At 61.2% G+C, this 22680-nt stretch carries 22 protein-coding genes; 9 read left to right on the top strand and 13 right to left on the bottom strand.

Annotated features, from left to right (window positions below):
- Nucleotide 1 precedes the first annotated feature (1 nt).
- Nucleotides 2–619 (top strand): alpha-ketoglutarate-dependent dioxygenase AlkB, encoded by a 618-nt coding sequence (locus AC1DYF_RS01750; protein ID WP_477874614.1) that lies wholly within the window; start codon nt 2–4, stop codon nt 617–619.
- On the opposite strand, the gene coaA is transcribed toward AC1DYF_RS01750, so the two are convergent.
- From coaA to hisB, 7 genes are read right to left on the bottom strand one after another with little or no spacing between them, the layout of a single operon-like run.
- The gene (coaA, locus tag AC1DYF_RS01745; protein WP_477874612.1) at nt 620–1615 is read right to left on the bottom strand and encodes a type I pantothenate kinase; all 996 of its coding nucleotides are present in this window, start codon (nt 1613–1615) and stop codon (nt 620–622) included.
- The gene (locus AC1DYF_RS01740; protein ID WP_477874610.1) at nt 1612–1935 is read right to left on the bottom strand and encodes a phosphoribosyl-ATP diphosphatase; all 324 of its coding nucleotides are present in this window, start codon (nt 1933–1935) and stop codon (nt 1612–1614) included. Before AC1DYF_RS01740 ends, coaA begins: the two co-directional genes overlap by 4 nt.
- Nucleotides 1936–1991: 56 nt before the next feature.
- Nucleotides 1992–2768: an imidazole glycerol phosphate synthase subunit HisF gene (gene hisF / locus AC1DYF_RS01735; RefSeq protein WP_477874608.1), complete on the bottom strand. Its 777-nt coding sequence runs from the start codon at nt 2766–2768 to the stop codon at nt 1992–1994.
- A gap of 13 nt (nt 2769–2781) precedes the next feature.
- A complete protein-coding gene (gene hisA / locus AC1DYF_RS01730; RefSeq protein WP_477874606.1) occupies nt 2782–3510 on the bottom strand; it encodes a 1-(5-phosphoribosyl)-5-[(5-phosphoribosylamino)methylideneamino]imidazole-4-carboxamide isomerase in 729 nt (242 codons plus the stop codon).
- Between the two features lies 1 nt (nt 3511).
- Nucleotides 3512–4162, bottom strand: coding sequence for an imidazole glycerol phosphate synthase subunit HisH (hisH, locus tag AC1DYF_RS01725; RefSeq protein WP_477874604.1), 651 nt, complete (start codon nt 4160–4162; stop codon nt 3512–3514).
- Nucleotides 4162–4629, bottom strand: a complete 468-nt coding sequence (locus tag AC1DYF_RS01720) for a DUF2628 domain-containing protein (RefSeq protein WP_477874602.1) — start codon at nt 4627–4629, stop codon at nt 4162–4164. The genes hisH and AC1DYF_RS01720 overlap by 1 nt, the downstream gene beginning before the upstream one ends.
- A 3-nt stretch (nt 4630–4632) precedes the next feature.
- Nucleotides 4633–5238: an imidazoleglycerol-phosphate dehydratase HisB gene (gene hisB, locus AC1DYF_RS01715; protein WP_477874600.1), complete on the bottom strand. Its 606-nt coding sequence runs from the start codon at nt 5236–5238 to the stop codon at nt 4633–4635.
- Between the two features lie 158 nt (nt 5239–5396).
- Between hisB and hslV the strand changes: the two genes are divergently transcribed.
- From hslV to AC1DYF_RS01690, 5 genes are all read left to right on the top strand, one after another.
- Nucleotides 5397–5954 (top strand): ATP-dependent protease subunit HslV, encoded by a 558-nt coding sequence (hslV, locus tag AC1DYF_RS01710; RefSeq protein ID WP_477874598.1) that lies wholly within the window; start codon nt 5397–5399, stop codon nt 5952–5954.
- Nucleotides 5944–6447 (top strand): GNAT family N-acetyltransferase, encoded by a 504-nt coding sequence (locus AC1DYF_RS01705; RefSeq protein ID WP_477874596.1) that lies wholly within the window; start codon nt 5944–5946, stop codon nt 6445–6447. Before hslV ends, AC1DYF_RS01705 begins: the two co-directional genes overlap by 11 nt.
- Nucleotides 6448–6454: 7 nt before the next feature.
- Nucleotides 6455–7759, top strand: a complete 1305-nt coding sequence (gene hslU, locus AC1DYF_RS01700; protein ID WP_477874594.1) for an ATP-dependent protease ATPase subunit HslU — start codon at nt 6455–6457, stop codon at nt 7757–7759.
- A 329-nt stretch (nt 7760–8088) separates the two neighbouring features.
- A complete protein-coding gene (locus AC1DYF_RS01695) occupies nt 8089–9048 on the top strand; it encodes a DUF1402 family protein (RefSeq protein WP_477874592.1) in 960 nt (319 codons plus the stop codon).
- 30 nt (nt 9049–9078) lie between these two features.
- A complete protein-coding gene (locus AC1DYF_RS01690; RefSeq protein ID WP_477874590.1) occupies nt 9079–10470 on the top strand; it encodes a cytochrome P450 in 1392 nt (463 codons plus the stop codon).
- Here the strand turns inward: AC1DYF_RS01690 and AC1DYF_RS01685 are convergent.
- Complete coding sequence (locus AC1DYF_RS01685) at nt 10436–10984, bottom strand: hypothetical protein (RefSeq protein WP_477874588.1); 549 nt, start codon at nt 10982–10984, stop codon at nt 10436–10438. The genes AC1DYF_RS01690 and AC1DYF_RS01685 overlap by 35 nt on opposite strands.
- Nucleotides 10985–11129: 145 nt before the next feature.
- Between AC1DYF_RS01685 and AC1DYF_RS01680 the strand changes: the two genes are divergently transcribed.
- Both AC1DYF_RS01680 and AC1DYF_RS01675 read left to right on the top strand, forming a co-directional pair.
- Nucleotides 11130–13127, top strand: a complete 1998-nt coding sequence (locus AC1DYF_RS01680; RefSeq protein ID WP_477874586.1) for a hydantoinase/oxoprolinase N-terminal domain-containing protein — start codon at nt 11130–11132, stop codon at nt 13125–13127.
- Between the two features lie 101 nt (nt 13128–13228).
- Nucleotides 13229–15403 carry a malate synthase G gene (locus AC1DYF_RS01675; protein WP_477874584.1) on the top strand — a complete coding sequence of 725 codons (2175 nt, stop codon included), beginning with the start codon at nt 13229–13231 and terminating at the stop codon, nt 15401–15403.
- A 146-nt stretch (nt 15404–15549) separates the two neighbouring features.
- On the opposite strand, the gene AC1DYF_RS01670 is transcribed toward AC1DYF_RS01675, so the two are convergent.
- Nucleotides 15550–16209 carry a L,D-transpeptidase gene (locus AC1DYF_RS01670; RefSeq protein WP_477874582.1) on the bottom strand — a complete coding sequence of 220 codons (660 nt, stop codon included), beginning with the start codon at nt 16207–16209 and terminating at the stop codon, nt 15550–15552.
- Nucleotides 16210–16392: 183 nt separating this feature from the next.
- On the opposite strand from AC1DYF_RS01670, the gene AC1DYF_RS01665 reads away from it, so the two are divergent.
- Entirely contained in the window at nt 16393–16908 is a 516-nt protein-coding gene (locus AC1DYF_RS01665) for an MmcB family DNA repair protein (protein WP_477874580.1), read from the top strand.
- A 3-nt stretch (nt 16909–16911) separates the two neighbouring features.
- On the opposite strand, the gene AC1DYF_RS01660 is transcribed toward AC1DYF_RS01665, so the two are convergent.
- From AC1DYF_RS01660 to lhpI, 4 genes are all read right to left on the bottom strand, one after another.
- Entirely contained in the window at nt 16912–17481 is a 570-nt protein-coding gene (locus tag AC1DYF_RS01660; RefSeq protein ID WP_477874578.1) for an ActR/PrrA/RegA family redox response regulator transcription factor, read from the bottom strand.
- Nucleotides 17482–17553: 72 nt separating this feature from the next.
- The gene (locus tag AC1DYF_RS01655) at nt 17554–18837 is read right to left on the bottom strand and encodes an ActS/PrrB/RegB family redox-sensitive histidine kinase (protein WP_477874576.1); all 1284 of its coding nucleotides are present in this window, start codon (nt 18835–18837) and stop codon (nt 17554–17556) included.
- A 31-nt stretch (nt 18838–18868) separates the two neighbouring features.
- Nucleotides 18869–21331: an ATP-dependent helicase HrpB gene (gene hrpB, locus AC1DYF_RS01650; protein ID WP_477874574.1), complete on the bottom strand. Its 2463-nt coding sequence runs from the start codon at nt 21329–21331 to the stop codon at nt 18869–18871.
- Nucleotides 21332–21336: 5 nt separating this feature from the next.
- Complete coding sequence (gene lhpI / locus AC1DYF_RS01645) at nt 21337–22296, bottom strand: bifunctional Delta(1)-pyrroline-2-carboxylate/Delta(1)-piperideine-2-carboxylate reductase (protein ID WP_477874572.1); 960 nt, start codon at nt 22294–22296, stop codon at nt 21337–21339.
- Nucleotides 22297–22680 lie beyond the last annotated feature (384 nt).

Raw genomic sequence — 22680 nt, 5'->3', positions numbered from 1 at the left:
AATGCTGGTCTTTCCCAAGGGCGTCCGCCACATTCCCGGCTATCTCGACCGCGACCGGCAGGAGGCGTTGGTCGAGGTAATTCGCGAAATTGTGGCACAGGCACCACTTTACACGCCGATCATGCCAAGAAGCGGACAGCCGATGTCGGTGCGGATGACCAATTGCGGCTCGCTCGGCTGGGTGACAGACCAGGAACGTGGCTATCGCTACCAGCCGACGCACCCGGTCACAGGTCTGCCGTGGCCGCCGATCCCCGAAATGCTCGTCGACATCTGGAACGAAACCTCCGGCACCGACATCCAGCCGGAGGCCTGTCTCGTCAATTATTACGGTCCCGAAGCAAAAATGGGCCTGCACCAGGACAAAGACGAGAAGGAACCTTCCGCACCGGTCCTGTCGATCTCGCTGGGCGATGCCTGCCTTTTCCGGGTCGGCGGTGTGCGGCGAGAGGAGAGGACAATCTCTTTCCGGCTGGAAAGCGGCGACATCGTCATTATCGGCGGTGACAACCGGCTCGCCTTTCACGGCGTCGACCGAATCTATCCGGGCACGTCCGCATTGCTGAAGCGCGAGGGGCGCATCAACCTGACGCTTCGCCGCGTTACACTTGCCAAATAATCAGAGACGCCTCAACGCCACCTTCTCTATCAGGTGATTCTCGCCCTTTTGCAGGATGAGGTCGGCGCGCGGCCGCGTCGGAAGAATATTCTTCTTGAGGTTTTTCAGGTTGATATTGGCCCAAAGACCCTCGGCGATCGCTAGCGCCGATTGTTCGGAAATCGTCGCATAGCGATGGAAGAAGGATTCCGGCTTGCGGAAGGCGGTTTCCCTAAGCCGCATGAACCGCGCCACGTACCAGCGATGGATAAGCTGCTCTTCGGCGTCGATATAGATCGAAAAGTCGAAGAAATCCGACACCATCGGCACGATCTTGCCATCGGCCGGCAGGTCGCGCGCCTGCAGCACGTTGATACCCTCGAAGATCAGGATATCCGGCACGTCGATGACCTGGAACTGATCCGGCAGCACGTCATAGGTCAGGTGCGAATAGAGCGGCGCCGGCACATCACCCTGCCCCGCCTTGATGGCGGAGAGGAATTTGAGCAGCGCCGGCATATTGTAGCTTTCCGGAAAACCCTTCCGGTCCATCATGTTTTCCTTCTGCAGCCAGGCATTGGGCTGCAGGAAACCGTCGGTGGTAATAAGATCGACCTTGGGGCTCGACGGCCAGCGCGACAAGAGCTCTTTCAGAATACGCGCCGTGGTCGATTTGCCGACCGCCACAGAACCGGCAATGCCGATGATGAACGGTGTCTTCTGGTCGTTGGAAAGATTGAGGAACTGCTTGCGCTGCTGGAACAGCATCTGCGACGATTCGACATGCGCCGACAGCAGGCGCGACAGCGACAGATAGATGCGCCGGACCTCATCGAGATCGATCGGGTCGTTCAGCGAGCGCAGGCGTTGCACTTCGTCGGCCGACAGCGTCAGCGGCGTGTCGGCGCGGAAATGCGCCCATTCCTCGGCGGTGAAAAACTTGAACGGCGAATAATCATCGTCGACCAGATGGTCGAGCGGTTCACCGGGATCCCTGAGGCGGATTTCCTGGTTCATGCCTTTACCCGGGCAGCTTTTTCGGTCAGGCCTGATTGAGCGGTGCGCGCTTCCAGCACGGCCATGACGTCGGAGAGCGGAATGCCCGCGATCTTCAGCACGACGAGAAGATGGTAGAGCAGGTCGGCCGCTTCGTCGGTGAGATTCTTGCGATCATTGGCGATCGCGGCAATCACGGCCTCCACGGCTTCTTCGCCAAGTTTCTTGGCGGCTTTCGGCTGGCCGGCGTGAAAAAGCTTGGCTGTCCAGGATTCGTCGGGGGATGCCTGCGCGCGGGCTGCAACGATGGCTTCGAGATCGGCAAGCGTGAAATCGCTCATCGGATGTCCTTAGGATGCTTTTCCGAACAGTCTGCCCGAAAAAGCATAACACAAAACTAGTCTATGCGCATGGCGATGCCACGATCCGCCATATAGCGCTTTGCCTGCCCCACCGTATAGGTGCCGAAGTGAAAAATCGACGCCGCCAGCACGGCATTGGCGTGACCTTCGGTGATTCCCTCGACCAGATGGTCGAGAGTGCCGACACCGCCGGAGGCGATGACGGGGACATGCACGGCGTCGGAAATGGTGCGCGTCAGCGCAATGTCATAACCGCTCTTCTGTCCATCCTGGTCCATCGAGGTGACGAGCAATTCGCCGGCGCCGCGGCTGACCATGGCATGGGCGAACTCGACTGCATCGAGCCCAGTGGCATTGCGCCCGCCATGAGTGAAGATCTCCCAGCGGTCAGCCTCACCCTCTGCAGACACTTTCTTGCAGTCGAGCGAGGCGACAATGCATTGATCACCGAACTTGTCGGCCGCTTCGGCGACGAAATCCGGATTCTTCACCGCCGCCGAATTGATCGAAACCTTGTCGGCGCCGCAAAGCAGCAGTTTTCTGATATCGGCAAGCGCCCTGACACCGCCGCCGACCGTCACCGGCATGAAGCACCGCTCGGCAGTGCGCGCGACGACGTCGAAGATCGTCTCGCGATTGTCGGAAGACGCGGTAATGTCGAGAAAGCAGAGCTCGTCGGCCCCGGCTGCGTCATAGGCGATTGCCGCCTCGACCGGATCGCCGGCATCGACCAGGTTGACGAACGACACGCCCTTGACGACACGGCCGTCCTTGACGTCCAGGCAGGGGATTACGCGGGCCTTGAGTGTCATCTCGCTTCTCCGCTCATACGGCCTTCAATATCTTTAGAGCTTCTGTCGGGTCAATGCGACCATCGTATAGGGCGCGGCCGGAAATCGCGCCTTCAAGGATTGCCGCGTCCGGCTCGGCCATGCGGCGAATGTCGTCGAGCGAGGCGAGACCACCCGAGGCAATGACCGGAATCGAGACGGCGTGAGCAAGGTCCAAAGTGGAAGCCCAGTTGATGCCCGTCAGGATGCCGTCTCTATCGATATCGGTGTAGATGATCGCCGCAACGCCGGCGCCTTCGAAGCGCTTGGCGAGTTCGATGACGCCGAGCTCGGATGCTTCCGCCCAACCCTCGACCGCCACCTTGCCGCCTTTGGCATCAATGCCGACGGCGACCTTGCCGGGGAAACGCTTGCAGGCCTCGATCACCAGCGCCGGATCGCGCGCGGCGATCGTACCGAGGATGACGCGGGCAAGACCCTTGGCCAGCCACGCCTCGATATGATCGAGCGTGCGGATGCCGCCGCCGAGCTGTACCGGATTCTTCGTCGCCTTCAGGATTGCCTCAACTGCGGCGCCATTGACGCTTTCACCGGCGAAAGCGCCGTTGAGGTCGACGACGTGCAGCCATTCGAAACCCTGATCCTCGAAGGCTTTCGCCTGCGCCGCCGGATCGGGATTGTAGACCGTGGCCTGGCCCATATCGCCGAGCTTCAGACGCACGCATTGGCCATCCTTGAGATCGATGGCGGGGAAGAGGATCATGTCAGGGCGCCCATTTGAGGAAATTGGCAATCAGCCGAAGCCCGAGGGTCTGGCTCTTTTCTGGATGGAATTGCGCACCGGCCATGTTGTCGCGCGCCACGAAGGCCGTCACCGGCCCGCCATAGTCGGCTGTGGCGACAATGTCGCTCGGGTTCTCGGCTGCCAGATGATAGGAATGCACGAAATAGGCATGCAGGCCGTTTTCGCCGGTCGGAATGCCGTCGAACAGTGCATGCGACCGCGTCAGTGTCAGCGTATTCCAGCCGATCTGCGGTATCTTGAGTTCGGCGTCGGACGGCTTCATCAGCACGACATCGCCCTTGATCCAGCCAAGGCCTTGAGTGACGGTCTTCTCCAGCCCGCGCGAAGACATGAGCTGCATACCGACGCAAATGCCGAGAAAAGGCCGTGCCTTGGCTTCGACCACGTCACAGAGCGCCTCGACCATGCCCGGCACGGCATTGAGCCCGGCGCGGCAATCGGCATAAGCGCCAACGCCCGGCAACACGATCCGGTCGGCGATGGCAACCCGATCGGCCTTGTCGGTCAGCTCGATTTCGGCGTCGACGCCGGTTTCACGTGAAGCCCGTTCGAAGGCCTTGGTGGCGGAGCGCAGGTTTCCGGAACCGTAATCGATGATCGCGACACGCATCAACGGCCCCCGTAAGGGCCGATAAGGCCGAGCGCCACCGTATGCGTCGGATGCGATCCGGATCCGCCGGAGAAGCTGGGCGCGGGTCCGTTGCTGCTCGTTTGCGGCAGTTCGTCGAAATAGACCGCCTCTGCCTCGTCGATCGATTGGGCGGCAATGCTCGCCTGCAGGTCCCAGCCGCGGCGCTGCAAGGCCATCGCCCGGATATGGCCGCCTTCGAGCCCGGTCCACAGGCTAAGCACGACGGTGTAGGCGAGCGGCAGGCCATCCAGATTCAAATATTCCGCAGCCAGCACGGCAAGCAGGAAAAGTACGATGGAAAGGCCGGCAACCAACCAAAGCCGGCGGACGAGCAGCCAGGGCAGCGGAAATAGGAAGGCCAGCCAGGAAAAGCCATCGCGGATGAAAAGCGTCTGCTTTTCAGGGTTGGTGGCGCCCGGCGGGGTGAGGACGTAATAACTGGCCATGTGTCAGAGCGTGCCCTTGGTTGACGGGATGYGGCCGGCTTGGCGCGGGTCGATCTCGGTCGCCGTGCGCAGAACTCTTGCCACGGCCTTGAAGCATGTTTCCGAAATGTGGTGATTGTTGGCGCCGTAGATATTTTGGATATGCAGCGTGATGCCGGCGTTCATGGCAAGCGCCTGGAAGAATTCGCGCACCAGTTCGGTGTCGAACGTGCCGATCTTTGGCGACGTGAAGACAACGTTCCAGACGAGGAAGGGCCGGCCGGAAACATCGACCGCAGCGCGCGTCATCGTTTCGTCCATGGCAAGATCCAGCGACGCATAGCGGGTAATGCCGCGCCGGTCGCCCAGCGCCTTGGCGATCGCAAGCCCGATGGCGATGCCCGTATCCTCCACCGTGTGGTGATCGTCGACATGCAGGTCGCCCTTGGCCTCGATCTCCATGTCGATCAGCGAATGCCGCGACAGCTGATCCAGCATATGGTCGAAGAAGCCGACGCCGGTCGAGATCTTCGAGGTGCCGGTGCCGTCGATACTGACGGTGACGGAGACTTGCGTCTCATTGGTCTTGCGCGACACGTTTGCCGTGCGGGTCAGGGCGGTTTCTGCCATCCAAAGTGCCTGTTTCTGGCGGTTTATCTCGGCTGCCTTAACAGGCCGGGGAGGAAGAATCCAGACCTATCCCCGGCATTGCATTTATATCACATCCCATTACATAAGCCGCAACAGGCTGCCTTGAACGCGGCGTAAGAGATTAAAGAGAACTAAGTATGAGTGAACACAATCCCTATGGAACCATGCATGCCACGACCATCATCACCGTGCGCAAGGACGGTCAGGTGGTGATGGCGGGCGATGGTCAGGTATCGCTTGGCCAAACCGTGATGAAGGGCAACGCCCGCAAGGTGCGGCGCCTCTCCAAGGGCGAGGTGATTGCCGGTTTCGCCGGCGCCACCGCCGACGCCTTCACGCTGCTGGAGCGGCTGGAAGCCAAGCTCGAACAATATCCCGGCCAGTTGCAGCGCGCCTGCGTCGAGCTTGCCAAGGACTGGCGCACTGACAAATATCTCCGCCATCTCGAGGCGATGATGCTGGTCGCCGACAAATCAATCACCCTGGCCGTCACCGGCAATGGCGACGTGCTGGAACCCGAGCATGGCACGATGGCCATCGGTTCGGGCGGCAACTATGCCTTCGCCGCGGCCCGTGCGCTGATGGACACCGACAAGTCGGCTGAGGAAATCGCCCGCCGCGCCATGCAGATCGCCGCCGACATCTGCGTCTACACCAACTATAACGTGGTGGTCGAAAAGCTCGATGCCGAGTAATGCGGTCTATGATTTCCGGCCGGTGGAGCAGGGTGATCTGCTCATGCTCAAAAGCTGGCTGGAGACGCCGCATGTATCGCGCTGGTGGCCGGATGCCGATGACGCGGTGATCGAGATTGCCGAAATCCTCGATGGTTCGCCGGTGAAACCGTTCATCGTCGAATTCCTGGGCCGGCCGATCGGCTACATCCAGTCCTATGATCCGCATGAGGAGATAGACCATCCGTATCAGGACCAGCCGCCCGGCACGTTCGGCATCGACCAGTTCATCGGCGTGGCGGAATTGACCGGGCTTGGCCATGGGTCGGCGCTGATCCGGACGTTTTGCCGAAAACTGTTCGACGAGGGCGCCGTCCGCGTCGTGACAGATCCGGACCCGGCCAATCGCAATGCCATTCGCGCTTGTGAGAAGGCAGGCTTCACAAGAGGCGAGATTCGCAACACAGAATATGGCACCGTGGTACTGATGCACCTGGATGCCGAGACGAAATGAGAACAAGATGACGACATTCACACCCAGAGAAATCGTTTCCGAGCTCGATCGCTACATTATCGGCCAGAACGAAGCCAAACGCGCCGTCGCCATTGCGCTGCGCAACCGCTGGCGCCGCCAGCAGCTGACCGGCGATCTGCGCGACGAGGTCATGCCGAAGAACATTTTGATGATCGGGCCGACCGGCGTCGGCAAGACCGAGATTTCCCGCCGTCTGGCCAAGCTTGCCGGCGCGCCCTTCATCAAGGTCGAGGCGACGAAATTCACCGAAGTCGGTTATGTCGGCCGCGATGTCGAGCAGATCGTCCGCGACCTCGTCGAGGTTGGCATCGGCCTGGTGCGCGAGAAAAAGCGCGCCGAGGTCAATGCCAAGGCGCATCAGAATGCTGAGGAACGCGTGCTCGACGCCCTGGTTGGCGCCACCGCGTCGCCCGCCACCCGCGATTCCTTCCGCCGCAAGCTGCGTGACAATGAACTCGACGACAAGGAAATCGAGGTCGAAGTTGCCGACCAGGCACCACAGGGCGGTTTCGAACTGCCGGGCATGATGGGCGGCAATGTCGGTGTCTTCAACCTGTCCGATATTCTCGGCAAGGCCATGGGCGGCCGTTCCAAGAAGGTCAAGACGACGGTGCGCGACAGCTACAAGCTGCTGATCGCCGATGAATCCGACAAGCTGATCGACAGCGAGCAGATCAACCGCGAGGCCGTGCTTTCGGCCGAGAACGACGGCATCGTCTTCCTCGACGAAATCGACAAGATCGCCGCGCGTGATGGCGGCGTCGGCGCCGGTGTTTCGCGCGAGGGCGTGCAGCGCGACCTGCTGCCGCTGGTCGAAGGCACGACGGTGTCGACCAAGTACGGGCCGGTCAAGACCGATCACATCCTGTTCATCGCCTCGGGCGCCTTCCACGTCTCGAAGCCGTCGGACCTCCTGCCGGAACTGCAGGGCCGCCTGCCGATCCGCGTCGAGCTCAAGGCGCTGACCAAGGAAGATTTCCGCCGCATCCTGACCGAGACAGAGGCCAGCCTGATCCGCCAGTATATCGCGCTGATGGAGACGGAAAGCGTCAAGCTGGAATTCACCGATGATGCGATCGACGCCTTGGCGGATGTCGCCGTCAAGCTGAACGACAGTGTCGAGAATATCGGCGCCCGTCGGCTGCAGACGGTGATGGAGCGGGTGCTCGACGACATCTCGTTCGAAGCGCCGGACCAGGCTAACCGCGAGGTCAAGATCGACGCGGACTATGTCCAGAGCCATGTCGGCGAGCTGGCGGGGAATACTGATCTGTCGCGGTATATTCTGTAAGGCTGAGTTTTCGGCAGGACCCTTCGAGGCTTTTCCGGCTGCGCCGAAAAAGCGCCTTAGGGTGAGGGGAGTGTGGGGCGCTGTGGGTGCCCCAATCTCCCTTTGCTGCAGGTGTGCTTGTGGCACCCAGCGTATCCCAAACTCGCCCTCACCCTGAGGCGCATTTTAACGGCGCAGCCGTTGAAATGCCTCGAAGGGCTAAGCCAAGTCCTGCAACACACAATCCAGCAAGACATTCCCCACCCGATGGGACAATCCGCCTCTTGATTTTGACACGATTGCGGGCCATTCGCAGCGCGGAACATGATCTTGAAGGGCGGATTCCCATCTTGCGCCGTTTGCTGCTGACTTTCGTGGCCGTGATCGGCCTTGCCACGTCCATTGCCGGTACTGCCCGGGCCGTCACCATCGTGCCGCCGGGCAATCGCCATGCCGAACAGCCGGACATCCCGGGCGCCTCGTCGCGCCGCACCAAGGCAGGCCACACCACCTTCGAGCACAAATATGAAAAGGTCCGCGATCTCCTCGCCAACGACCCGGACCTGGTCTCCAAGATCAAGATGACGGCGCGGGCCTACCATATCGACCCGATCCATATGATCGGCGCCCTGGTCGGCGAACACACCTATAATGTCGACGTCTATGACAGCCTGCAGCAATATTACGTCAAGGCAGCGGCCTATGCCGGCAATTCCTTCCGCTTCGCCTATAATGACGAGAAGATCGATGACTTCATTGCCCGTCCGGAATTTGCCGAATGCAACGGCAAGTCGGGCTCTTATGCCGTCTGGACTTGCCGCGAGCATGTCTGGCAGCGTAAATTCCAGGGCAAGACGGTGAATGGCGAAAGCTTCCCCAACAACCGCTTCTCGGCCGTGTTCTTCCAGCCTTTCTATGCCGGCCAGACGTTTGGGCTCGGCCAGATCAACCCGCTGACGGCGCTTGAGCTCTCCGATCTGGTCACAAAAATTTCCGGCTATCCGAAACTCGATGAAAGCGATGCATCGGGCGTCTATTCGGCGATCATGGATCCGGACAAATCGCTCGCCTATATGGCCGCCTCGATCCGCATGTCGATCGATGACTACAAGCGCATCGCTGGCATGGACGTTTCCAAGAATCCGGGCGTGACGGCGACGCTCTACAATGTCGGCGATCCGGCCGAACGTGCCGCGGCACTTGCAGCGAAGAACAGGGGCCGCGCAGCCGGTGATCTCATCCTGCCGGAAGAGAATTATTACGGCTGGCTGATCAACGACAAGCTTGAAGAGTTGAGGCGGCTTCTCTAATTTCAAGTTTGGAGGGGAAAGGACAGTCTGATGGATATGCGCCCCGAACCCTTCGAACCGCCGGCCCCCATTCCGCGCACCATCCCGCCGTCGCGGCTTGAAATCATCAAGGTCGTGTTTCGCAATCCGCTGGAGCTCTGGGGCCAGCCGAGCTACACGCTGCCCTATATCCAGGCGAAATTCTTCGGCCAGCTGACCACCATCGTCAATCATCCCGGCCTGATCAAACATGTTCTCGTCGACAATGCCGCCCAATACGGCATGCAGCCGATCCGCCAGATGGTGCTCCGGCCAATCCTGCGCGACGGCCTGCTGACGGCGGAAGGCGATGTCTGGAAGCGCTCGCGCAGAGCCGTGGCGCCGGTATTCACGCCGCGCCACGCCCGGGGCTTTGCCGGGCAGATGCTGAAGAAATCGCAGGAATTCCTCGCGCGCTATGAAAAGCCGGCCCGTGACGGCACCGAGATCAATATTGCCGTCGGCATGACCGAGCTGACTTATGAAATCCTCGCCGAAACGCTGTTCTCCGGCAATATCGCCACCGGCACCGAAGGTTTTGCCGATCGGGTTGATTCGCTGCTCCACAATATGGGTCGCATCGATCCGATGGACCTGTTGCAGGCGCCGGCCTGGGTCCCGCGCCTCACCCGGATTTCCGGACGCAAGGCGCTGACCGGTTTCCGCGGCATCGTTTCGGAGACCATGGCTATGCGGCGCGCCGATATGGACGGCGGCAAGCCGGTCCCTGACGATTTCCTCACTTTGCTACTCAGACAGGAAGGTCCGGATGGGCTGACGCATGACGAGATCGAGGACAATATCCTGACTTTCATTGGCGCCGGCCATGAGACCACGGCCCGGGCGCTCGCCTGGACGCTCTATTGTGTCGCCGAAAGCCCGCATTTTCGCACGCTGATGGAAGAGGAAATCGACCGGGTGCTGGCGGAAGACGCCGAGCCGGTCGATTGGCTCGACAAGATGCCGCATGTACGTGCTGCCTTCGAGGAAGGCCTGCGCCTCTATCCGCCGGCACCATCGATCAATCGTGCGCCGCTCGAAGACGACCATTGGACCGATGAGAATGGGCGGACGATCACGATGCCGAAGGGGCAATCGGTGCTGGTCATGCCCTGGACGCTGCATCGCCATACGCTTTATTGGGATAAGCCCAGGCATTTCATGCCGGAACGCTTCCTGCCTGAAAACCGCGACAAGATTCATCGCTTCCAATATCTGCCTTTCGGCGCCGGCCCGCGTGTCTGCATCGGCGCGACCTTCGCCCTTCAGGAAGCGGTGATCGCGCTTGCCGTGTTGATGCACCACTATCGCTTCGACGTCACGCCGGAGACGAAGCCCTGGCCGGTGCAGCGCCTGACGACACAGCCGCTCAACGGGATTGCGATGACGGTGTCGGCCCGCTGAGCTTCGATTCGGGCTTGGCGATCTTCTTGATCCGGGCGCACGTTCCTTCACCGACATTGTCACAGGGACGATAGGTGACGATCTCACTGCCGGCGCCGTCTTCCCAGACGACCTGGACGGTTATCGTCTTGGCTTTGCCCGGCTTCATCTGCAGATAGGTATATCTGCCGTCGTCGTCATTATCAGGCATGTTATATGGCTGCTGCGGATCGCATGTGCCGAGCGGAAAGCGCTTGTCGAGCTTGTCGCTGTTGATCGAATAGCGGACTTCTTTCAGCCGGCAGCGCATGGTCTGCAATGGGGTGAAATAGATCAGTTCCTTTTCGGCGAAATTGCGGAACTGCACCCAGCCCGGCTGACGATTGGCATCGAGCATGGCTTTATAGATCTGCATGTCCGGCAGTTGCGGTGTATATTCGTCGCCGTCATTGTCCTGCTGCGCCAGCGCCGGGCAGCCGAGCGCCAGCAACAATCCTGCCGCAACCATGCTTGTCCACGTTTTCGTCGGTCTCATTCCGTCGTCCCCATGTCGGTTTTCACCCTAGACTGCCGCATCCGGGTCTGGCTTTGYCTGCCGAAATCCCCTAAGCCATGCCGCGACGGCATGGTCCTTTCAAGGCTTTCTGCTCCTTTGCAGCATTTCTCAACGGTATAACGGCGTGGCTTCGCGATTTCTTCTCGGCATCGACACTGGTGGAACATACACGGATGCGGTGCTCTTCAGCCCCGAAGAAGGGGTAAAGGCCAGGGCCAAGTCGCTGACCACCCGCCACGATCTCTCCGAGGGCATCAAAGGCGCAGTCGAAAACGTGCTCACCCAGACTGGCACCGATCCGTCTTCCATCCGCCTTGCGTCGCTGTCGACCACGCTGGCCACCAACGCCCTGGTCGAGGGTCAAGGCGGTCGCGTTGGTCTGATCATGATCGGTTTCGGCCCGCAAGACCTGGAACGCGATGGATTGAAGGCTGCCCTTGGCACCGATCCTGTGATTTTTCTCCCGGGCGGCCACAATGTCCATGGGCATGAGACGCCGCTCGATCTCAACAATCTCGAAGTCCAGATCGATTCGCTCGGCAATTCCGTCACCGCTTTCGCGGTCGCCGGCTATTTCGCCGTCCGTAATCCGGCGCATGAACTGCGTGTTCGCGAATTCCTACGCGAAAGAACCCATCTGCCCGTCACCTGCAGTCATGAACTCTCATCGAAACTCGGTGGCCCGCGCCGGGCGCTGACGACCCTGCTCAATGCGCGGCTGGTGTCGATGATCGACCGGCTGATCGGCTCGTCGGAGGATTTTCTTCATGCGCACGGCATCAATGCGCCGCTGATGGTGGTGCGTGGCGATGGCGCGCTGATCTCTGCCGCCGAGGCACGGCTGCGCCCGATCGAGACCATTCTCTCCGGCCCGGCTGCAAGCCTGGTCGGCGCGCGCTTTCTCACCGGCCTCGACGATGCGGTGGTCTCCGATATCGGCGGCACGACGACCGATGTGGCCATCCTCGACGAAGGTCGCCCGCGTCTCGATGAGGAAGGCGCCGTCGTCGGCGGCTATCGCACCATGGTGCAGGCTGTGGCGATGCGCACCTATGGCTTGGGCGGTGATTCGGAAGTGCATGTGAATACGCGCGGCCTCGAAGGCGCTCTGACACTCGGCCCGCGCCGCATCCTGCCGCTCAGCCTTGTCGCGCATCTGCATGGCAACGAAATCATCGACGCACTGGAGCGGCAGATGAAGGCCGTGCATGCCAACCGGCATGACGGCCGATTCGCTGTCCGCTCCGGCCTGCCGGACCGATTCGCCAGCGGCTTGTCGACGGCGGACGAAACGCTCTATCAAAAGATAGGCAGCAAGCCGATCGCGCTCAACGACCTGCTGATAACCTCGATGCAGAAGGCTTCGCTCGATCGGCTCGTGGCGCGCGGCCTCGTGCATGTCTGCGGCGTCACGCCGTCGGATGCCATGCATGTGCTTGGCCGGCAGGGTCAGTGGAATGCCGAAGCGGCCCGGCTGGGGCTGGAATTGGGCTCGCGCGCTCGCGATGGTTCGGGCAAGCCGATTGCTGGCTCGGCGGAAGAATTCGCCGAAAAGATCGAAAAGCGGATGACGCGGCAGTCCTCCGAAGTGATTCTTCAGGCAGCACTCTCCGAGGACGGCGTTGAAGGGGTGAACCCGGCAAATTCGGTGCCGGTCGATCGGGCGCTCGGCCGCAAGTCCGGCGTGGTGCACTTTGCCCTGTCGCTCGACCGTCCCTTAATCGGCCTCGGCGCCTCGGCGCATGTCTATTATCCGGCCATTGCCGACATGCTGAACGCCGAATCGGTCATTCCCGCCGATGCCGGTGTCGCCAATGCCATCGGCGCAGTCGCCGGCGAGATCAGCCAGACGGTCACGGTGACGGTGACCTCGCCGGAAGAGGGCATCTATGTGATTTCCGGTGCCGGCCAGACCGAGCGCATGATCGGAGAGACGCAGACGTTCGAACTGGCCCGTGTCCGCGCCAGGGGAACGGCGATCGAAATGGCGATCCTGAGCGGCGCCGACGAACCGGTCGTGCGTTTTCACGAGGAAATCGACGCGCCGGAGATCGAGGGCAGCCGCAAGCTGGTCGAAGCCCGTTTCACCGCCACCGCATCCGGCCGGCCAAAAATCACCTGACATTTATTCCCCTAGGGAACAAATCCTGCACGGTGCTGCTCCATTGACTGTAAACCCGTGATATTCCACCTTCAGGCGATAGTCTTGAAGGGATGAATGTCATGGAAACGGTGGAACAGCACGGCTTGAAGATCGATCGGGAGCTCTATGATTTTCTCCTGACGGAAGCGCTGCCCGGCACCGGTGTCTCGCCGGATTACTATTTCAAAAGCATCTCGGACATCATCCACGATCTCGAGCCGAAAAATCGCGCGCTGCTGCAGAAGCGTGACGCGCTGCAGATGAAGCTCGATGATTGGTACAGGAAGAATGGCGCTCCGTCGGACATGGCGCGTTACGAAACCTTCCTGCGCGATATCGGCTATATTGTGCCGGAAGGCGCGCCATTCGCCATCGGCACCGACAATGTCGATCCGGAAATCTCGCGCATTGCCGGCCCGCAGCTCGTCGTGCCGGTCATGAATGCCCGTTACGCGCTCAACGCCGCCAATGCCCGCTGGGGTTCGCTCTACGATGCACTCTATGGCACGGACGCCATCCCCGAGGACGACGGTGCAGAGAAAGGCAAGGGCTACAATCCCGCCCGCGGCGCCAAGGTTATTGCCTGGGTGCGGCGCTTCCTCGACGAATCGGTGCCGCTCGCCGGCGGCAGCTGGCAGGGGGTGACGTCGCTTGTGATTCGCGACGGCGCCTTCCTCGTCGTCAATGAAATCGGCGAGACCGGCTTGCGCGATCCGGACCAGTTCGTCGGCTATCTCAGCAATGATCGCGCCAAGTCGCAGATCCTGCTGCGCCAACATCGTCTGCTGATCGAAATCCGTGTCGATTCGCGAAGTGAAATCGGCAAATCCGATCCGGCGCATATTTCCGATGTCTGGATCGAATCGGCGATCACCGCGATCATGGACTGCGAGGATTCGATCGCCGCCGTCGATGCCGCCGACAAGGTTGTCGTCTATCGCAACTGGCTCGGCCTGATGAAAGGCGACCTGACCGAGCAGGTCTCCAAAGGCAGCAAGACCTTTACCCGCAGCCTCAACGATGATGTCGACTATCTGACGCCGGAGGGCGGTTCGATGACGGTCAAGCGCCGCTCGCTGATGCTGGTGCGCAATGTAGGCCACCTCATGACCAATCCTGCCATCCTCGACAAGCATGGCAATGAGGTGCCGGAGGGCATTATGGATGCCTGCGTCACGGCGCTGATCGCACTCTATGACATCGGCTTGCATGGCCGCCGCAAGAATTCCGCCGAAGGCTCGATGTACGTGGTCAAGCCGAAGATGCATGGACCGGACGAAGTGGCCTTTGCCTCGGAAATCTTTACCCGCGTCGAGCAGATGCTGAAAATGCAGCCCAACACGATCAAGATGGGCATCATGGACGAGGAGCGGCGCACCACCGTCAACCTCCGCGAATGTATCCGCGCGGCAAAGGACCGTGTCGTTTTCATCAATACCGGCTTCCTCGATCGCACCGGCGATGAGATTCACACGTCCATGGAAGCCGGGCCAATGATCCGCAAGGGCGACATGAAACAGGCGCCGTGGATCTCGGCTTACGAGAACTGGAATGTCGATATCGGCCTGGAATGCGGCCTGTCCGGTCATGCGCAGATCGGCAAGGGCATGTGGGCCATGCCGGACCTGATGGCGGCAATGCTGGAGCAGAAGATCGCCCATCCCCGCGCCGGCGCCAACACCGCCTGGGTACCGTCGCCGACCGCCGCCACCCTGCACGCCACGCACTATCACAAGGTCAATGTTGCGGCGGTCCAGGAGAAACTCAGGGATCGCCCGAAGGCCAAGCTGCAGGACATTCTCAGCGTCCCCGTCGCTCCGCGGCCGAACTGGACGCCGGAGGAAATCCAGGCGGAAATCGACAACAATTGCCAAGGTATTCTAGGCTATGTCGTGCGTTGGATCGACCAGGGTGTCGGCTGCTCGAAAGTACCTGACATCCATGATGTCGGCCTGATGGAAGACCGTGCGACCCTGCGCATTTCCGCCCAGCATATGGCCAATTGGCTGCATCACGGCGTCATCAGCGAATCACAGGTGCTCGAGACCATGAAGCGCATGGCTGCTGTGGTCGACCAGCAGAATGCCGACGATCCGCTCTATCGGCCGATGGCGCCGCATTTCGGCCAATCGGTCGCCTTCGAGGCGGCCGTAGAACTGGTGATGAAAGGTCGCATCCAGCCGAACGGCTATACCGAACCGGTGCTGCACAAGCGGCGGCTGGAACTGAAGGCCAAGCTGGCGCGAGAAGCATGAAGCCGTCGTCTTCGGCGCCGGCCATGGCGTCTATGTCCGCATCGTTCGGCTGACGCCGGAAGAAAAGGGCATTGCCGCAGCAACCATGGCAAAACAAAAGGCCGCCGGATCGCTCCGACGGCCCCGTTCCTGCGCCTTGCGGCGAATCACATCACCACGACGCGCGCATTCTTGCCCGGACGGACACGGTTATAGAGGTCGATCACGTCCTGGTTCATCAGGCGGATGCAGCCCGACGAAGCGGCGGTGCCGATCGAAGCCCATTCCGGCGTGCCGTGCAGGCGGAACTGCGTGTCGTGACCCTTGTCGTCGAACAAATACATGGCGCGGGCGCCGAGCGGATTGGTGATGCCGGGGTCCATGCCCTTCTCGACATATTTGGCCACTTCCGGCTTGCGGGCGGCCATTTCCACCGGCGGATGCCAGTTCGGCCATTCCTGCTTCCAGGCGACGTAAGCCTCACCCTTCCAGGCAAAACCCTGCTTGCCGACACCGATGCCGTAGCGCATCGCCTTACCATTGCCCAGAATATAGTAGAGGAAGCGATCGTGGGTATCGACGACGATCGTGCCGGCCTTGCGGTCCGTCGGATAATCGACGATCTGGCGGTGGTACTTTTTGTCCACGCGCTTGATCGGAATGGCTGGCAGCGCATAGCCGTCGTCGGTAACCTTGCCGTAAGAATCAGTGAAGATCTTGTCGGTTTCGACCTTTGCCGTCTCTGTCGAGGTCGATGTGGTGGAGCAGGAGGCAAGGCCCATGGTCAGGAGTAGGCCGAATGCCGTAATCGCGTTGCGGATGCGCATATGATTCTCTTGGCTTGCAGGGTGGAGGAAGGATGGTTGGGAGCCCATCTTTGAGATAGGTTTATTTTCGATCGGATTGCTATTTGCAAGCAGATGCGAAAGCGCTGAAACCAGCCGCTGCGGCAATAAAATCCGCCATGGCTTTTTTGCAACATTTGCGCCTTCGGAGCGCCCGGAATATCGATGGCGATCATTTCTCTTCATGGCGACAATCCGCTCAAGGATGGAAGGCAGTCTGAGCGCGCACTCTCGGTGCGTCGCGGCATGCAACGTCTGCTCTATGATATGAGGCATGCGACCTTGCCCGAGCTTGGATTGTCGAACGGCAGACGGGCCGATATCGTCACTTTGTCGGAAAAAGGCGAGATCTGGATCGTCGAGATCAAATCTTCGATCGAAGATTTCCGCGTCGACCGCAAATGGCCGGATTACCGCGCCTATTGCGACCGGCTGTTTTTCGCCACGCTACCGGACGTATCGGCGAACATCTTTCCGGAAGAATGCGGGCTATTCGTTTCCGACAGCTATGGCGCGGAGATGATTCGGGATGCGCCGGAACATCGCCTGTCGCCGGCGGCGCGCAAGGCGATCACGCTCAGTTTTTCGCGCATCGCTGCCGCAAGGTTGATGCATGCCGAATGGGCCGCTGACCGGCTCGGCATTGCCAATCCGAACGAAGGTGGCGAAGATATTCTTTAAAGGCTACTTCGGCGCGCGCTTGGCGAGAATGCGCTGCAGCGTGCGGCGATGCATGTTGAGCCGCCGCGCCGTTTCCGAAACATTGCGATCGCACATTTCATAGACGCGCTGGATATGCTCCCAGCGGACCCGGTCGGCTGACATCGGGTTCTCCGGCAGTTCCACCTTGTCGCCCGCCTTGCGCGTCAGCGCCGCAAAGACTTCGTCGGCATCGGCCGGCTTGGCGAGATAGTCGAGCGCGCCGAGCTTCACGGCCGTCACCGCAGTGGCGATGTTGCCATAGCCGGTCAGCACCACGATACGGCTGTCGTCGCGGCGAGAGCGGATCGCCTCGATCACGTCGAGCCCGCTGCCGTCGCCCAGCCTCAGATCGACAACTGCATATTTCGGCGGCCGCGCCTTGGCCCTGGCAACGCCCTCGCTGACGGTCTCGGCGGTCTCGACTTTGAAGCCGCGAATTTCCATCGCACGCGCCAGCCGTTTTAGGAAAGGTGCATCGTCCTCGACGAGCAGCAGCGATCCATCCGCACCGATGACATCCAAAGAATCGGTTCTGGTCACTGTGTCGTCCATGGTCATACGCCTTTTTTAATCAGACTGTTTTGCTCACAAATATAGGAGCGGCACCCGGTTAGCCAACCGAAATCAGGTTGAAACATCCATAAATTCACGCTTCCAGGTCACGGTGACGCGTGCGCCCGGCGAATTTTCGAAGGTGAGTTCCGCTCCGGACCGTTCCAGTAGCGTTTTGGCGATGAACAGGCCGAGCCCCAGGCCTCCGGCCTTGGCTTGCGGACTGCGACGGGTGACATAGGGTTCGCCGATGCGCTGCAGGATGTCCGGCGCATAGCCCTCGCCATTGTCCTCGATGGTGATCCGCACGATCGCCGGGTCGTGATAGACGCGCACGGTGACTTCGGTCTTGGCGTAGTCGACGGCATTTTCGATCAGATTGCCCAGGCCATAGAGGATGCCGGCATTGCGGCGGCTGACCGGCTCGCCCGCCCGCAAGTTTTCCTCGACCACTGTGATCTCGATGCCGAATTCGCGATGTGGCGCCGTGACCTCCTCGATGATCGAGGAGAGCGGCATCTGCTGCATATGCTGTTCGCTGCCCGAGGAGAGAGTCGAGAGCCGCTTCATGATGTCCCGGCAGCGTTCGCTTTGCGAGATCAACAACTGGACATCGTCATGGAAACGGTCGCCGGGCGCCAGTTCGCGGCTCATCTCTTTGGCAACGAGCGAAATAGTGGCGAGAGGCGTTCCGAGTTCATGGGCGGCGGCGGCTGCGAGCCCGTCCAGTTCGGAAAGATGCATTTCTCTTTGCAGCACAAGTTCGGTCGCCGCGAGCGCCTCTGAGAGCTGGCTCGCTTCCGACGACACCCGATAGGAATAAAAGGCGGCGAAGGATGTGGTGCAGACGATGGCGAACCATATGCCGGCGAGCAGCAGCGGCTCGAACGGCACTGTCGTGCCCGGATACCAGGGCAACGAGAAAGGGGAAAAGGCTAGCGCGGTGATGCAGAGCACGGCGACGAGGACGAGCCCGAGACTGTCCCGCAGCGGCTGCGCCGTGCTTGAAATGATCACCGGTACCGAAATCAGCGAGGCGAAAGGATTGGTCAGTCCACCCGTCACATAAAGCAGGGCGGCGATCTGCAGGAGATCGAAGGCGAGCAGCGCCAATGCCGCTGGCGGATCGAGGCGCCATGTCGAAGGATAGGTGAACTGCAGCCAGGCGTTCACCAGGGCCAGGAGCGCGATAAAGATGATGCAGGCCACGACGGGAATGGAGAACTGCAGTACCACGGCGACAATGAAGATCGATATCGCCTGACCCACCACAGCCAGCCAACGAAGGCGAATCAACGTCTCGAGCCGGAGCTTGCGCCCCTCCGGATGTTTGATCACCGCCGTCTCAACCGCCATGGCCTTCACCAATCACTCTATATACGGGCGCCTATGTACCACGCGGTTTGGCGCGTGTCGTGGGCGGCGCCTCGGCCGGATTCTCCGGCCAGGGGTGTTTTGGATACCGCCCGCGCATGTCGGCCCGCACGTCTCTCCAGGACCCGGCCCAGAAGCCGGGCAGGTCGCGCGTCGTCTGGATCGGCCGGTGTGCGGGCGAAGTCAGTTCGAGCAGCAGTGCAATGCGGCCGCCGCCGATGGAGGGATGGGCCTTGAGCCCGAACAGCTCCTGTACCCGGATCGAAATCGCCGGCTCTCCGCCGCTATAGTCGACCGCATGGCGATTGCCGGCCGGCGACTCGAAATGTGTCGGCGCCAGCCGATCAAGGTCGCGGCGCAATTCGTGCGGCACGCGACTCATCAGCCCTTCATAAAGAGCGTCCGCGCCGATCGAATCCATTCCTTTTATCTCGGTGACGAACGGCATCAGCCATTCTTCAAGCGATTCGGCGAGTGCCTCGTCGCCGACATCCGGCCAGGGCTCGCCGAGCCCGCGATGCAGGAAAGCGATTCGCTCCCTCAATTGCAGGCCGGCTTTGGAAAAAGGCAGGGCGCCGATGCCGATTTGCCTTATGCCTTCTGCCAGTGCCTTCTCCGCACTTGCTCCAGTCGGCCTTGCCAAAGGCGATTCGTCGAAGATGATGGCGCCCAGCCGTGTAACGCGCCGCGCCCGCACCTGCCGGCTCGCGGCATCGAAAAAACTCTGGTCCTCGCGCCGGATTGCTCCCGGCAATTCCTCTTTGATTTCCGCTCGGGAAATCTCTGCGGCGGCGAGCACCCGCTGCGCAACTGCCCTGCCCGTCAGGTCGGCGACAACCAGCATGTCTGCCCGCGCCATCCGCTCCGTTTCCGGCAATTCCGCCCCGCGGCCATTGGCCATGACGAACCGGCCGCGCCCGCCACGTTGCAGCGCGATCCGGTCCGGGAAGGCATGCACCAGCAGCCGTCCGGCTGTGGTCGGCTCCGCCGCACGGCGGGTTTCTGCTAGTGATTCGGCAAGCCGCTTCGCCAGTCGCCTTGCCGATTCGGCCCGCTCGCCACGCTCGTTGCGGAATCGCGACAGCCGTTCATCAAGGTCTATCGAAGTGCCGCCCAGCCCCTGCTCGGTCAGCAGCACGGCGAGTTCGCACGCCGCCAGCCCATATCCGTGATGTGAGGCTGACACCGCCATCGCCGCCAGCCGCGGCGGCAAGGCCAGATGACGAATGAGCCGTCCATCCGCGGTGATCGCCCCGCTGCTGTCGAGCGCTCCGAGCGAGACCAGCAGGTTGCGCGCCTCCGCAATCGCCGGCGCCGGCGGATAGYCGAGAAAGGAAAGATCGCGTGGATCGCCGACCCCCCAGGAAGCCAGGTCGAGCAGGAAGCCGGAGAGATCGGTCGCCAGGATTTCCGGCGGCGTAAACGCTTCCAGCGCCGCATTCTGCCCGGCAAGCCAGAGCCGGATCGCGATCCCTGGCTCCGTACGTCCGGCTCGCCCAGCGCGCTGGTCCGCCGAAGCGCGCGACACCCGCCGGGTCTCGAGCCGTGTAATCCCCGTAGCCGGTTCGAACATTGGCAGCCGCTGCAAGCCGCTGTCGATGACAAGGCGCACGCCGTCGATGGTGATCGAGGTTTCGGCGATCGAGGTCGCCAGCACGATCTTGCGCTGTCCCTGCGGCGGCGGCTTGATCGCCTGGTCCTGCTCAGCCTGGGAAAGATTGCCAAAGAGCGGCGCGATGATCGTCTCCGGCCCGAATCGCCCTTCCAGCCGCTCAACCGTACGGGTGATCTCCCGCTGACCCGGCAGGAATGCGAGAACCGAGCCGGATTCGCTCCGATAGGCTTCGGCGATGACCTTCGCCATCACATCCTCGATCGGCTGGGCCGAATCACGGTCTTGGTATCGGATATCGATGGGAAAGGCGCGGCCGAGGCTCTCGACAATGGGCACCCCGCCCATCAATTCGGCGATCCGCGCCGTATCGAGCGTCGCCGACATGACCAGAATCCGGAGATCGTCGCGCAGCGCCCGCTGCACGTCGAGCGCCAGCGCAAGTCCGAAATCCGCATCGAGCGAGCGTTCATGGAATTCATCGAAGATCACGCCGGCGACGCCGGCAAGCTCCGGATCATCGAGAATCATCCGGGCGAACACACCCTCGGTGACCACTTCGATGCGTGTCCTGGCGCTGATTCGCGAATCAAGCCGCATCCGGTAACCGACCGTCTCGCCGGTCTTTTCACCGAGCAGGCTCGCCATGCGATTCGCCGCCGCGCGCGCCGCAAGCCGGCGCGGCTCCAGGAGAATGATCTTGCCGTCCTTGCGCCAGGGCGCGTCGAGCAGGTGAAGCGGCACGATCGTCGTCTTGCCGGCGCCCGGCGGCGCAGAGAGCACGGCGGAAATGCCCGATTCGAGCGCGTTGCCAATCGCCTCAAGCACATCGGAAACCGGATAATGCGGCAGGTCCCGGCTCATGCGGCTCAAAGCTCCTCGGAAGCCTTGTATTCGTACTGCTCGACAGCCAGCATTGCCGCAGCCAGGTCTTCAAGGCTGGCGCCAACCGATTTGAACAGGGTGATCTCATCCTCCCGCGCACGGCCCGCATGAGCGCCGCCGGCCAGTTCAGCAAGATCCGCCGCGATATCGTCGGCGGAAATAACGCCGGCCCGGATCGGTTGGATGATATCGCCCGCTTCCGACAATGTTCCGGCCCGCGTATCGACGAAGATCGTGGCGCGCTTCACCGCTTCGTCATCGCTTTCCCGCATCGATGGTTTGAACGCCCCGATCAGATCGAGATGCGCTCCGGGTTTCAGCCATGCACCCTGTATCAATGGGGCCTCAGATAACGTGGCGCAGGAAATGACGTCTGCCGAGGCGGCTGCAGCCGCGAGATCGTCGGCCACGGTTGCCTCCAGGCCGAGCCGGGCCGCGCGGTTTGCCAATTCCCGGGCCTTCTGCGCATCCCGTCCCCAGATCATTACCTTATTGATGGGCCGCACGACCGAATGCGCCTCGATCAGATTGAGCGACAGCCTGCCCGTCCCCACCATCAGCATGACAGCGCTATTCTTGCGCGACAAATAGCGGGATGCGAGCGCGGAGGCGGCCGCGGTGCGCCGCGCTGTCAGCTCACCGCCGTCCAGCACGGCCAGCAACTCGCCGGTCACCCCCGATGTCAAGAGATAGGAGCCGTGGATGGAGGGCAGGCCGCGCGTAACATTGCCGGGAAACACCGACACCAGTTTGACCCCGACATAACGGCCCGGCACCCAGGCCGGCATCAGGAGGAGCGTCGCCGCGGGCTCGCCGGGAACATCGACGGCATGATGATGGCGCGCTGGCGCGGCCGCCCCGGAACGGAACATGGCGTTCAGGGAATTGATCAGCGCAGGAAAGGGCAGCTTATTCTTGGTTTCGGCCTCGTCGAGCACCAGCATTTCAGTCCCCTTCCGTCTTCGTGCGGCGTCAAGAAACGGAATTTAGCACCCGCGCGAACCGCTTTCATTGCCGATAGCCAAAAGTCCTATAAATTTCGGTCTGCGAATGAGAAAAATTGCGCTCAGATGCGTGGGGAAATCGTCAAAATTAGAGATAACCATTTATTTTCAATGGGATGAAAGAAAATCCACTTTCTCGAAAAAAGTTCGTTGACTCCCCGAAAAGCCAAGCCTATAACCCCGCACATCGAACGGGGCGGCGGTTGCTTCTGGCGGCCAACGAGCTCGCTCCTGCAAAACGGTTAAGACTGTGGCGCTGGAGGTTACATTAAGAGCAGACTACCAAGACATTGGTGAGCATGCTTTGACCGGGGATAGCAGGGA

The organism is Rhizobium sp. P2_G9, from assembly GCF_056403475.1.
The sequence above is the reverse complement of the archived record's forward strand: the minus strand, read 5'-3'. Positions and strand labels throughout refer to the sequence as shown.